Source organism: Amycolatopsis sp. AA4 (assembly GCF_002796545.1).
Taxonomy (GTDB): domain Bacteria; phylum Actinomycetota; class Actinomycetes; order Mycobacteriales; family Pseudonocardiaceae; genus Amycolatopsis.
Genome location: NZ_CP024894.1, coordinates 3,575,416 through 3,587,954, shown reverse-complemented (window position 1 = coordinate 3,587,954; position 12,539 = coordinate 3,575,416). Strand labels below are relative to the sequence as shown.

Sequence of the window (12,539 nt, the reverse complement as noted above, 5' to 3'; positions counted from 1 at the left end):
CGCCCCTTTTCCCGCCTCGCTGAAAACTCAGTGATGCTAGCGGGGCCGGGCAGCTGACCAGGCACGGGAGTGCCGCGAAACGCGGAACCGAACAAAGGAACCGCGGACGGATCGCGCCGCGGTTCCCTCGTTCGGGTGTGCTCAGCGCCAGCCCAGCTCCGGGGCGACGTGGGTCAGGATGCTTTCCAGCACGTGGGCGTTGTAGTCGACGCCCAGCTGGTTCGGCACGGTCAGCAGCAGGGTGTCCGCGGCCTGCACGGCCTCGTCCTCCTTCAGCTCCCGCACCAGTTCGTCCGGCTCCGCGGCGTACGAGCGGCCGAAGATCGCCCGGGTGTTCTCGTCGATCATGCCGATCTGGTCGCGCGAGTTGCGGTCGCGGCCGAAGTAGGCGCGGTCCAGGTCGTTGGTCAGCGCGAAGATGCTGCGGCTGACCGACACCCTCGGCTCGCGCTCGTGGCCCGCTTCCTTCCACGCCTCGCGGTACGCCTCGATCTGCTTGCGCTGCTGGACGTGCAGCGGTTCGCCCGTTTCGTCGTCCTTGAGCGTGGAACTCTGCAGGTTCATGCCGAGTTTCGCCGCCCAGACGGCCGTCGCGTTCGAGCCCGAGCCCCACCAGATGCGGTCGCGCAGGCCCTCGGAGTGCGGTTCGAGCCGGAGCAGGCCGGGCGGGTTGGGGAACATCGGGCGCGGGTTCGGTTTCGCGAAACCCTCGCCTTCGAGCAGCTTCAGGAAGACCTCGACGCGGTCGCGGGCCATGTCCGCGTCGGTCTCGCCCTCGGCCGGGGCGTAGCCGAAGTACCGCCAGCCGTCGATCACCTGCTCGGGGGATCCCCGGCTCACGCCGAGCTGGAGCCTGCCCCGCGAGATGAGGTCGGCCGCGCCCGCGTCCTCGACCATGTACAGCGGGTTCTCGTAGCGCATGTCGATCACGCCGGTGCCGATCTCGATCTTCGACGTCCGCGCGCCGATGGCCGCGAGCAGCGGGAACGGGCTGCCCGCCTGCTGCGCGAAGTGGTGCACGCGGAAGTACGCGCCGTCGACGCCCAGCTCCTCGGCCGCGACCGCGAGGTCGATCGACTGGTGCAGGAAGTCGGCGGCCGAGCGGGTCTCGGAGTGCGGGCTCGGCGACCAGTGGCCGAACGAGAGGAAGCCAATGTTCTTCACACATCGTCAAACGTTCAACTAACCCGTCTCATTCCCGTCGGGCGCGAGTGCCCGGTCGAACACGTTCCGCAGCAGCAGGCTCAGTGCCGGGTCGACCCGGAGCGCTCCGTTGAAGGTCAGCGACGACGCGCTGAACACGAACCCTCCGCTGGGCAGTTCCTTGCAGGTCATCGCCGCGCCGCCGCGGGAGGCCGGGTTCGTTCCCCTAGCGATGACCCCGCTCGGCGGGACCTCGCCGTCGAGGCCCTGGAGCGTGTCGAATTCCCAGGCGCTCGCGGCTCCGTTCCGGCCGTGCGCGCCGAATTCGCTGCCTGCCGACAGCCCTGTCCCGGCAAGGAACGGGTGGTCGCGCAGCACGCGGTACGGCGCGAAGGTCATCCAGCCGTCGGAGTCGTAATTCACCCCGAGCAGCTGCGATTCGGGCAGGCCGTAGTGCTCGCGGAACAGGTCGCGGCTGCCGTCGGCGGCGCGGAACGTCAGGGCGGTGCCGTCGGCGGTGAACTCCGCGCGTTCGTAGATCTGATTGCCTCCGGTGGCGATCACGCTGCCCCCGGCCGCGAGGTAGTTCGCCAGGTTGGTGCGCATGGCCATCGAGAAGTACTCCGGGTGCGAACCGAGCACGATCGCCTGGTAGGCGGGGAGCCAGCCGCCGGTGTGCAGGTCGTGGTCGGTGTAGCAGTCGAACCCGAGCTGTTCGGCGCTCAGCCAGCGCAGCAGTTCCAGATCGCTGTACAGCTCCAGGTCGTACTGGCCTTTCGGCGCGATCTGCCAGGTGTAGCTCGGCCGCAGGAACGAGATCGTGCGCCGGACGCCATCCTGGCCCTCGGAGTACTGGTCGTGCCCGCTCCAGCCGTTGTACGCGTGGTAGGTGTTGGTCGGCAGCACCACGGCGATTTCCTGTACCGGAGCAGCGGGCCGGACGACGAACGGGATGTGCTGCACCCGGCCGAACCGGCCGGTCACCCGCGCGGCGTACACGCCGGACGGCCAGGTCGCCGGGAGATCGGCGGCGTAGCGCTCGGCCCAGCCGCATCCGGCGGACCGGTAGTTCGCGGCCACCTGCTGGAGGCCGCCCGCGACGGTGGTGGTCCCGGTGACCGCTTCCGGCGTGTCTCCGCCGGGTGCGACGCGCACGAGCTGCGCGGTGACCGAGGGGAAAGCGGTCGACAGCGCGATCGACACCCGGCCGCCCGCGGGCACGCTCTGCTGCTGCGGATACCCCTGCAGCCCGGCGCTGCGTTCGACGGTGAAGCCCTGCCCGACGACCACGCCGGTCGCGTTGTTGATCCAGCGCGGCCCGCCGTCGGTGTCGACCGTCTGGTGGTTGGCGAGCCGCAGTTCGACGAGATCGCCGTCGTCGCCCGGCACTGCCGAGTGGTCGATCCGGATCAGGTAGACCGCGCCGTTGCCTGCTCCCGCGAACAGGTCCCGGCGGAACAGCTCGAACCAGTCGTTGTCGCCGATCGCGATCGGCTGCCCGCCGTTCGCCCATCCGATGCCGTCGCGGTAGCGGAACCAGGTGAGCGCGCCGGTGCCGCTGACGGCGTAGATGACGTTCCCGGTGTCGGAGAACAGGTAGCGCGCGACGTTGAATCCGTCGCCGAGCGGCTGGGGCGTTTCGAAAGTGCCGTTGATCCGGCGCGACCGGTACAGGATTCCGTCGGCGTCAACGCACCAGAGGACGCCGCCGGGTCCGCCGAAAATCCGCGGGAAAGCATCGAAGCCGGTCCCGACCACGACACCGGTGCCGTTGTTGGCCCAGGTCCCCGCTCCGGTGTCCAGATTGGCCACGACCCGCTGGTAATACCGCACCGTCCCGTCCCCGCGCACGCCGTACAGGACCCCGTTCAGATCGCCGAGCACGGTGACGAAGTCCTGCCATCCGGACCCGATCGCCGCCCCCAGACCCTGGTTGGCCCAGTCGAACGCGGCGGTGGGCCAGCCCCGGTGCCGGTACCAGTACAGGGCGCCGTCGGACTGCACCGCGTAGACGATGCCGTCGCCTCCGCCGACGAGCCGGCTCCACCGCTGGTGCGGATCGAACGCTCCGGTTTCTTGTGCTTCTTCCGGACGTCCCTCTGCCGCTTCGACGACCGGCAAGGCCGGACGGCCGCTGATGATCCCCATGTCTCCCCCAGGAGTTCGGCGTGCGTCCCCTCGCACCCGTCTGACGGGGTGACGCTCGTCCGGCCGCCGGACGTTTCCCCGGCGGCCGGACGACCACCCGATGAGCCCAACGGGTCAGCGGGCGAGGCGTTCCAGCAGGACGACCGTCACGGTGTCGCCGGCTTCCTTGCCGATCGCTTTCCGGAGTGCGGCGTTGACCGGGAGTTTGTGGGTGCCGTCGCCGAGGGCCATGAAGGAACTGCGGAACGGTTCGCCGTCGACCGTGCCGCGGACTTTCACCAAGCCGCGGGTGCCGAAGAACTCCGCGGAGCCGGGCCAGACCAGGTAGGTGTGGCCGCCCTTGGCCGGGCTCTTGCGCAGGGTCGCGGTGAATTCCTCGTTGAGTTCGCCGGTGGTCATCGGGTTCTCCTTCGTCTCGGGTGGGGGCGTTCACCTCGAGGTACGAACCTGCTCGCGGGATTTCGACACCGTACCGGCCCGCGGGGTGCTGGCCCGGCGCCGGAACGACCCGCCCGTTCCGGCGCCGGACCTCCCCCTATCTCGTCCCGCGACGGCCGCGAGCGGCGAGCGCCGGGACTGGTCCGCCGGCGATCGCGAACTGCGAACCCGGCTCGCGGACGACGTCGCCCGCCGCCGAGTTCGTGATCGTCACGTTCGTCAGCGTCGCGTTTCCGCGGGCGCCGCTCATCGCGAGGATGCCCGCGCCGTTGTTCGATTTGTCGATTTTCACATCGCTGATCGTCACGTCCGGCATCGCGCCGCCGCCGGTTTTGAATTGGATTCCTTCGTAGGTCGAATCATGGATTTCCGTGTCGCGCAGGACGATGCCGGGGATGTCCTTGCCCTGGGCGAAGAAGGTGATCGCGCCGAATTTCTGCTGTTCGCCCCAGAAGATGCCGCCGCAGCGGTACAGGGCGTTGTTCGCGATCAGCGTCTGCCCGGAGAACGGCAGCGGGTCGTGGTCGGTCGCCAGCATGATGCCGGGATAGTTCATCGTGTCGGAGACCAGGTTGTTCTCGATCTTGTTCCCGTACCCGCCGTAGACCGCGATTCCGTTGGCGCGCCACGGCAGCTGGATCGTGTTGTTGCGGAACACGTTGTCGTGCGCGATGTCCACCGCCGGATCCTTCACGTACTGATTCGCCCAGACCGCGAGGGAATCGTCGCCGGTGGTGCGGAACGACGAGTTCACCACCCGCGAGTTCCGGGTGCCGTTGGCGAAGTTGATGCCGTCGGCGTAGGTGTCGCGGATCCGCATGCCGCTGAACTCCAGGCCGTCGGCCGGGCCCCACCGCGCCGGGATGTTGCTGTAGTCCCGGCCGACCCAGACGCCGACGTTCGCGTGCTCGATCCACACGTTCGAGATCTTCGTGCCGGTGCCGAACCGGCCGTTCAGTCCGACGCCGCCTTCCGCGCCGCCGTCGCCGCCGCGGATGCGGCCGGAGCCGAAGATGGCCAGGTCGGAGATCTGCACGTTCTTGTCGATGTCGAAGCCGAAGTTGCCCTCGTGCGGATGGTTGATCCCGCCCGCGTCCTGCGGCTGGATCAGCGAGTACAGCTGCGAATACCACATCCCGGCGCCGCGGATGGTCGCGTTCGAGATGCCGACCTGGTTGTACTGCCCGCCGCCGTTGGGCACGTCCGGGTCGTCGGTGAGGATCTTGCGTTCCTGCCGCCATTGGCCCGGCGGGATCCACACGCAGCTGATCACGCCGTTCTGGTCTTCGGTGACCGCGCGCTGGATCGCGGCCGAATCGTCGATTCCGTCGTCGGGCACCGCGCCGTAGTCGGTGATCGAGGTGCATTCCGGCGGTTTCGGCAGGGCTGGCGCGACCTGTTCGAGATCGATCAGGTCGATGACGTAGAACGCCGCGGTGTCGCCGCTGTCGCGCTGCAGCTTGAACTTCGTGCCCGGCGGGTACGACTGCGTCAGCAACGCGTGCGATTCGTCGAACAGCCGCCGCGCGTCGCCGCCCGGGGTGTTCGTCAGCCCTTCGGGGTCGTCGGTGTTGCCGTAGAGCCAGCTGTGTTTGGACGACAGGTTGAGCTTCTGCGCGAAGGCTCCATTGATGTACAGGCTGATCGTCGCGTCCTGTCCCCCGCCGCCGGGAGCGTCCGGGATCGAGTTGCGGACCACGATCGAGTTCGCCTGGTTCGTCGAAGTGAACTCCACGTACTGGCCCTGGTTCGCCAGCCGGACGGACTTCCGGCCGGACGATTCGGTCGCGAAGTTCGTGTGCCCGAACGTCCGGAGCGGGTCGGTCTCCAGCAGTTGGCCTTGGTACTGCGCGGCTTCCGCCTCGTACTCCACGTAGGGCAGCGCTGCGCCGCGGCCGACCACCATTGCCTGCGACAGCGTGTTGTTGGCTTCGTTGGTCTCCTTGACTACGTCGGTCGCGTCGGCGGTCGCGGTGAGAGTCGCGTTCGCGGCAGTCCACGTGCCCGGGATCGCGACGTTCGCCGTGGCTCCGGCTGCGATCGCGGGAGTGTCGGCGTTCAGCGTGGTTTCGCCAGCGGACAACCGGGTCACCGAGGCTCCCGCGCCGCTCGTGCCGCGGTTGTGCACGGCGACGGTGAACGACACCGGCGCGCCGACGGCCGGGTTCGGCGGGTTCGGCGTGATGCCGGTGACCTCGAGGTCCGGGCCCGGGGCTTGGGCGATCACCAGCTGCGCCGTCGAGGTGAAGGTGTTGTTGGTTTCGTCCTGCTCGACCACGGTGTTGGCCGGGTCGACCGTGGCGGACACGCGGTAGGTGCCCTGCGGTCGTTTGCCCGCCTGCACGGTCACCGTGGTGGAAGCTCCGGCGGCGAGGGCGCTGACCGGCGCGGAGCCGATGACGGTGCCGCCGAGGCTGACGTTGACTGTCGTGGCACCCGCAGTGGCAGTGCCCGCGTTCCGCACAGTTGCCGATACGGCGAGGTCACTGGCCTCGGTCGGGTTGGACGGGGTCCACGCGGTGCCGGTGACGACCAGGTCCGGGTTCGGCGCGGGGATGCCGAACACCTGGAATTCCGCGGCCTGGCCGCCCGGCGCGCCGGAGTTGGCGAAGTACCGGAGCCGCACGTCCGCGGCGCGGCCGGTGACCGGGATCGTCACGGTGTTCTGGTTGACGGCCGGGTCGAAGCGGTAGTCGGCCCGCGCGGCGAGCGTCGTGAATTCGCTTGCACCCTGGGCACGGCCGAGGATCTCGAAGTTCTGCGTCCGCGCGCTCCAGATCGGGTCCGGGTTGAGTTTCACGACGACCGAAGAAAGATCCGCGTCGGCGCCGAGCTTTGCGGTCAGGGTGTTCGGGTAGCCTGCGGCGGACTCCCAGTACGTACCAGTGTTGTTGTCGTTCGCGTTGGCTGCGGCGAACGCGCCGACCGTCGAGGACGCTTCGATCGGCTTGCCCGCGGCGAGGTTCTGGCCGGTCTGTGTCCCGGCGCGGACGACGTGGTTGCTGTCCGCGGATTCGTTCCCGGCGGCGTCCTTGGCGCGCACGAAGTACTCGATGCGCGGGCCCGCCGGTCGGTTCTCGGTAAAGGTGGGGCCAGTGACCGTGGTGGCAGGCGTGCCGTCGCGGTACACGGTGTATCCGGTGACGCCCACGTCATCCGTCGACGGCGACCAGGTCAGTTTGACCTGCCCGGCGGCGGGCTCGGTCAGTGCGAGGTTCGTGGGCGCGGTCGGGGCCTGCGTGTCGCCAGTGTCCGGTCCGTACAGCTCGAACTCCGACAGCTGCGCGGCAGGCCATTGCGTGTTCGCGGTGACGTCCAGCCGCACGTAGCGGGCGGACGCGGTCACCGGGATGGTCACGGTGTTGGTGGCGAACGAGTAGCCGGTCGACGGGACGAGGTCGGTGAACGTCGTGCCGTCGGTGCTGCCGCGCACGGTGAGCGTCTGGGTCCGGGATTCCCAGGTGGCAGGCAGTTTCAGCACGATCCGCGAGAGCGGCTTGGCCGAGCCGAGGTCGGCCTGGATCCATTGCGGGAAGGCGTTGTTGGCCGATTCCCAGTAGGTGGCCTGGTTGCCGTCGAAAGCGTTGGAGACGGGATAGCCGGGTTGGACGCTGCTCGCGGATACCGTGTGCGCTAACGGCACCTCGGCGGCGTTCGGAGCCGGACCTGGCGAAGGACCGCTGGCCGCGGCGGCGTGGGTGAGGCCTGCGGCGAAAAGCCCGGCGGCGAGGAAACCGGCGACGAGACGGGACAAACGCGTACGGGTCATGGCGTCTTCTCTTCTCTGCGGGGAAGGGGAAGGAGCGGGTGCCCGCCGGGAAACCGGGCGGGCACCCGCGCGCTCAGCTGCGGTTGATCGTGAACGTGGTCGTCGTGTTCCGGATGTCCTGGTCGTTGTCGCTCAGCGTGAGCCCGGTGAACGTCGCCGACCCGACCGCCGGGCCCTGGCCGGGTTCGGGCAGTTCGTTGGCCCAGATCCCGATCCCGGACTTGGCGTCGAACTCGTCGCCGCTGCGGTGCGCCCCGCTGATCGACACGTTCGCCAGCACCGTGTCCTGGACCGGGTTCTCCGGCTGGCTGCCGTCGTATTTGGCCTGGAACATGACGCCGCTGTAGGTCGGGCTCTGGATGTCCACATCGGACACCCGGATGCCGCGGAACTCCTTGGACGCGGAGAACATCCAGATCGCCGGGAACGTCTGCTTGCCCCAGAAATGGCCGCCGGTGCGGACGAGCGTGGCATTCTGGACCGTCGTCGGCTGCGGCCCGAACCCGAGGAACGGGTAGCCGAAGTCGAGCGAGCTGAGCGTGATCCCGGAGTACGTCAGCGTGTCCGCGATGTAGAGGTTCCGGAAGGTGTTGTTGTACCCGCCGTACACCGCGATGCCCGCCGCGCGCCACGGGAGCAGCACGGTCAGGTTCTCGAACACGTTGTCGTACTGGTTGCCCTGATTGATGTCCGTAGCGGCGAACAGCGCGAAGCTGTCGTCGCCGGTGGACCGGGCCTCGTTGTTGGTGACGTGGTTGCCGGTGCTGCCGTTGGTGAAGTTGACGCCGTCGGCGAACGTGTCGCGGATGCGGGAGTTCTTCACCGTGGAGTTGTCCACATTGGTCGCCCAGAGCAGGCACATCTGGTGCTCCACCCAGATGTTGTCGATGGTCATGTTCGTGACGCCGGTGAAATTGAAGACCTTGCCCGGGCCGTCGATGCGGGACGTGTAGTTCCCGAACACGGCGAACCCGCTGAAGGTCGACCCGCTCGCGCTGGCCTGCGCGTCGAAGCCGATGTCGGTGTTCTCCTGCCCGGACGGCGCGGTGAACCTGGTGAACCACGGTCCGGCGCCGAGCACCGTGACCGGTTTGCCGTAGACGGTGACCTTGCCGGTCATCGGGTACTGCCCGGCGGGGAGGTAGACGCCGGTGAGGTTCGGGTCCTGGCGGACCTTGTCCAGCGCGGCCTGCACGTCCTGCTGGGTGAACCCGGCAGGGACCGCGTAGTGCGCCGGGTCCGGGTTCGCGGTCGCGGCGGCCAGCTCGAAGTTGACGAAGTCGATCGCGTAGTTCGAGGTGTTCGCCGCGTCCTTCTGCAGCTTGATCTTGTGGCCGGCGGGCACGGTGGCGCCGAGCAGCATGCTGGCCTCGTCGTAGATGTGCCGCGCCGGCCCGGCGCCCGGCGAGTTCTGCGGCGAGGCTTCGGCGCCGTAGAGCCACGCGTAGTGCGAGGTCAGGTCGATGGCCTTGAGGAACGTGCCGTCGACGTACACGTTCAGCGTCGCGTTCTGCCCGCCGCCGCCCGCGGCGTCCGGAATCGAGAACCGGGTGACGAGCGTGTTGGTCGCCGCGCGGGTGGTGAACTCGACCGAGGCGCCCGTCGAGTTCAGCGTCACGGCCTTGCGGCCCGACGCTTCTCCCGCGAGGTCGCCGATCGTCCGATTTGGACCGATCACGGTCGCACCGCCCGCGACGACACCGTCCTCAGCTTCGTACATGTCGTACGGCATGTTGGCGCCGCGGCCGACGAACAGCGGCTGGGTGCTGGTGTTGTTGCTCTGCTTGGCGGGCAGCTCGTTGGCGTCGTTCGCGACGACCGTCTTCACCGTGTACCGGCCGTTCGCCGCGGTCCAGCTCCCCAGATCCACTGACGCGGTGGCTCCGGGCGCGATGATCCCCGCCGAGGAACCGCTCAACGTCTTGACGACCGTCCCGTTCTGGTCGGAGATCGTCACCGTGACGCCGTGGGAACCGTCCGCGGAAGCGACCGTGCCCTGGTTGCGCAGGGTCGCGGTGAAGTTCACCGCGTTGCCTGCCGCCGGGTTGTTCGGCGACCACGCCGTAGCCGCGACGAGGTCGGAACTCTGCACGGGGCTGACGACCAACGGCGTCGAGCTGGTGTAGGAGTTGTTGTCCTCGTTCTGTTCGACGACGGTGTTGGCCTCGTCGACCTTCGCGGTCACGTCGTAGCTGCCCGCGTCCCGGGTGCCGATGTTCGCCGACACCGTCGTGGAAGCTCCGGCCGCGAGCGCGCCGACCGCCGCCGTGCCGACCTTCGTCTTGCCCAGGTACAGATTCACGTCGGTCGCGCCGGAGGCTGCCGTGCCGATGTTGCGGACGGTCGCCGACACGGTGATCGCGTCGGTCTCCACCGGTTTCTGCGGCGTCCACGACACGTCCGAGACCGTCAGGTCCGGGTTCGGCGCGGGCACGCCGAAGACCTGGAACTCCGCGGCCTGACCGCCGCCCGCCCCGGAGTTGGCGGTGAAGCGCAGGCGGACGTCGCTGGCCCGGCCGCTGACCGGGATCGTCACGGTGTTGCCGCTCGCCGGGTCGAAACTGTACGTCTGCGCGGGCGCCAGCGTGGTGAAGTCGGTCGCGCCCTGGTCGCGGCCTTCGACGGCGATCGTCTGCGTCCGCGCGCTCCACGCCGGGTCCGGGTTGAGTTTCACGACGACCCGGTCGAGGTCGGCGTGCGCGCCGAGCGCCACGGTCAGCAGGTTCGGATACGCCCCGCTGCCTTCCCAGTACGTGGTCACCGAGTCGTCGTTCGCGTTGGCCGCGACGTAGGTCTGCTGGGTCGACGACGCCGTGATCGGCTTGTGCAGCGCCAGATTCGTGCCGCTCTGGGTGCCGTTGCGGGTGACGGTGTTGCTGTTCGCCGACTGGTTGCCCGCCGCGTCGCGAGCGCGCACGTAATACGCGACGCTCGCGCTGGCCGGCTGATTGTCGGTATAGGTCAGCACGTCCCCGGCGACGCTGCCGCGGAGCTGGCCGTTGGCATACACGTCGTAGCCGGTGACGCCGATGTTGTCCGTGGACGCCGACCAGGTCAGCCGGATCTGGCCGCTCGCCGGCTCGGTGTAGGCGAGGTTGCCGGGCGCGGACGGCGGCTGCGTGTCGCCGCCCGCCGGGCCGTGCACCTCGAACTCGGACAGCTGCGCGGCGGGCCAGCCGGTGTTGGCGGTGATGGTCAGCCGGACGTACCGGGTGCTGCCGGTGACGTTCACGGTGACGGTGTTGCCGGTCGCCGGGTCGAACCGGTAGCCCGCCGAAGGCACGAGATCGCTGAAGCTCGCGCCGTTCGCGCTGCCCTGCACCGCGAACGTTTCGGTGCGGGCCTCCCAGTTCGCGGGCAGTTTGAGCACGAGTTGCGCGACGTTCGTCGCGGTGCCGAGATCGGCCTGGATCCATTGCGGGAACTGGTTGTTCGTGCTTTCCCAGTAGGTGGCCTGGTTGCCGTCGCCGACGTTGGACACGGGATAGCCGGGCAGCTGGCTGCTGGCGGTGTACGTCGCGGTGGCGGCTTGGGCGGCGGGCTGGACAGCTGCCTTGGCGGCGAGGGCGGGCGCGCCGTTCGCCGGCCAGGCGGGTGCGGTCAGGAGCAGGGACAGGGCGGCGATCGCGGCGCGCGCGAGCAGTCGCTTCGTTCTCATGGGTTTCCTCTGATCCAAGGAGGAGGGAGACGATTCGAACGGGAGCGCCCCGCGTGGCGCGGGACGGCGGGGACCAGGGAGCGGACCGGCGGGAAGACCGGGGTCCGGGGGCGCACGAGAACAGCGCGGAGCAGTCGGCATGGCACCTCTTCGTTGAGGCTGGGCAGACGCTTGCCGCGATTGCCCGGGATGTCGTCAGGTATTTTCACTGATTCGTTCAAGAATTACAGCCCACTGCTGCGGCGAAGTCAACATCGTTCGTCGATCCGCCGCGCGTTCGACCAGCGGTTTCGTCGCGAGAGCAAGCGCCGCGCGCGTCTCGTCGGAAACTTGCGCTGGTTTGCGGTAACTTTCACTCATGACACGTCGTCTTGCCGAAGTCGCCCGCCAGGTCGGGGTCAGCGAAGCCACGGTCAGCCGGGTGCTCAACGGCAAGGCCGGGGTGTCCGCGAGCACCCGGGCCGCCGTGCTCACCGCGCTGGACGTGCTGGGCTACGAGCGGCCGACGCAGCTCCGCGGCGAGCGGGCCCGGCTCGTCGGGCTGGTGCTGCCGGAGCTGCAAAACCCGATTTTCCCGGCGCTGGCCGAGGTCATGGGCAACGCGCTGGCCCAGCAGGGCTTCACGCCGGTGCTGTGCACGCGGACCGCGGGCGGGGTGTCGGAGGCGGAGTACGTCGAGATGCTGCTGCAGCAGCAGGTGTCCGGCGTGGTCTTCGCCGGCGGGATGTACGCGCAGGCCGACGCCGTGCACACGCACTACCACCACCTGGCGGAACGCCGGCTGCCTACGGTGCTGATCAACGCGGCCGTCGACCACCTCGGACTGCCGCAGGTCTCGTGTGACGACGCGGTCGCCGTCGAGCAGGCGGTCGGGCACCTGAGTTCCCTCGGCCACGAGAAGATCGGCCTGGTGCTGGGACCGAGCGACCACGTGCCGTCGCAGCGGAAGCTCGAGGCGTTCCGGGAGCACGCCGCGAAACTCGGGCTTCCAGTGTTGGACGAGCTGGTGGAACACGGGATGTTCTCCATCGAGGGCGGACACGCGGCCGCGGCGCGGCTGTACCCGCGCGGCGCCACCGCGGTGCTGTGCGCGAGCGACCCGCTGGCCCTGGGCGCGATCCGCGCGGCCCGGCGGCAGGGCTTGTCCGTGCCGGGCGACATTTCGGTGGTCGGCTACGACGACTCCGCGCTGATGAACTGCACCGACCCGCCGCTGACGACGACGCGCCAGCCGATCGAGGCGATGGGCCGCGCCGTGGTCGAACTGCTGGTGAAACGCATCAACGGCGGCGAGGTCGCGGTGGAGGAGCTGCTGTTCGCGCCGGAGCTGGTGGTGCGCGGCTCCACTGCCCGCCGGACCGCATGAACCACAGACCTGACTGT

General features: G+C 69.0%; 7 protein-coding genes. 1 reads left to right on the top strand and 6 read right to left on the bottom strand.

Annotation, left to right across the window (positions count from 1 at the left end):
- Positions 1-141: 141 nt before the first annotated feature.
- From CU254_RS16735 to CU254_RS43060, 6 genes are all read right to left on the bottom strand, one after another.
- On the bottom strand, positions 142-1,164 hold the full coding sequence (locus CU254_RS16735; protein WP_009077652.1) for an LLM class flavin-dependent oxidoreductase: 1,023 nt from the start codon (positions 1,162-1,164) through the stop codon (positions 142-144).
- 18 nt (positions 1,165-1,182) lie between these two features.
- Complete coding sequence (locus CU254_RS16730) at positions 1,183-3,291, bottom strand: N,N-dimethylformamidase beta subunit family domain-containing protein (protein WP_050788201.1); 2,109 nt, start codon at positions 3,289-3,291, stop codon at positions 1,183-1,185.
- Between the two features lie 114 nt (positions 3,292-3,405).
- Positions 3,406-3,690 carry a DUF1905 domain-containing protein gene (locus CU254_RS16725; RefSeq protein ID WP_009077648.1) on the bottom strand — a complete coding sequence of 95 codons (285 nt, stop codon included), beginning with the start codon at positions 3,688-3,690 and terminating at the stop codon, positions 3,406-3,408.
- A gap of 136 nt (positions 3,691-3,826) precedes the next feature.
- The gene (locus CU254_RS16720; RefSeq protein ID WP_009077646.1) at positions 3,827-7,498 is read right to left on the bottom strand and encodes a CARDB domain-containing protein; all 3,672 of its coding nucleotides are present in this window, start codon (positions 7,496-7,498) and stop codon (positions 3,827-3,829) included.
- Between the two features lie 73 nt (positions 7,499-7,571).
- Positions 7,572-11,156, bottom strand: a complete 3,585-nt coding sequence (locus CU254_RS16715) for a CARDB domain-containing protein (protein WP_037713901.1) — start codon at positions 11,154-11,156, stop codon at positions 7,572-7,574.
- A 195-nt stretch (positions 11,157-11,351) separates the two neighbouring features.
- Positions 11,352-11,516 carry a hypothetical protein gene (locus CU254_RS43060; RefSeq protein ID WP_158688043.1) on the bottom strand — a complete coding sequence of 55 codons (165 nt, stop codon included), beginning with the start codon at positions 11,514-11,516 and terminating at the stop codon, positions 11,352-11,354.
- Between CU254_RS43060 and CU254_RS16710 the strand changes: the two genes are divergently transcribed.
- Entirely contained in the window at positions 11,515-12,522 is a 1,008-nt protein-coding gene (locus CU254_RS16710; RefSeq protein ID WP_009077642.1) for a LacI family DNA-binding transcriptional regulator, read from the top strand. The genes CU254_RS43060 and CU254_RS16710 overlap by 2 nt on opposite strands.
- The last annotated feature ends 17 nt before the right edge of the window (positions 12,523-12,539 follow it).

Bases quoted from the DNA above. Each gene is read 5' to 3' on its own strand.
- CU254_RS16720 (WP_009077646.1), bottom strand. From the start codon at position 7,498: ATGACCCGTACGCGTTTGTCCCGTCTCGTCGCCGGTTTCCTCGCCGCC.
- CU254_RS16725 (WP_009077648.1), bottom strand. From the start codon at position 3,690: ATGACCACCGGCGAACTCAACGAGGAATTCACCGCGACCCTGCGCAAG.
- CU254_RS16710 (WP_009077642.1), top strand. From the start codon at position 11,515: ATGACACGTCGTCTTGCCGAAGTCGCCCGCCAGGTCGGGGTCAGCGAA.
- CU254_RS16715 (WP_037713901.1), bottom strand. From the start codon at position 11,156: ATGAGAACGAAGCGACTGCTCGCGCGCGCCGCGATCGCCGCCCTGTCC.
- CU254_RS43060 (WP_158688043.1), bottom strand. From the start codon at position 11,516: ATGAGTGAAAGTTACCGCAAACCAGCGCAAGTTTCCGACGAGACGCGC.
- CU254_RS16730 (WP_050788201.1), bottom strand. From the start codon at position 3,291: ATGGGGATCATCAGCGGCCGTCCGGCCTTGCCGGTCGTCGAAGCGGCA.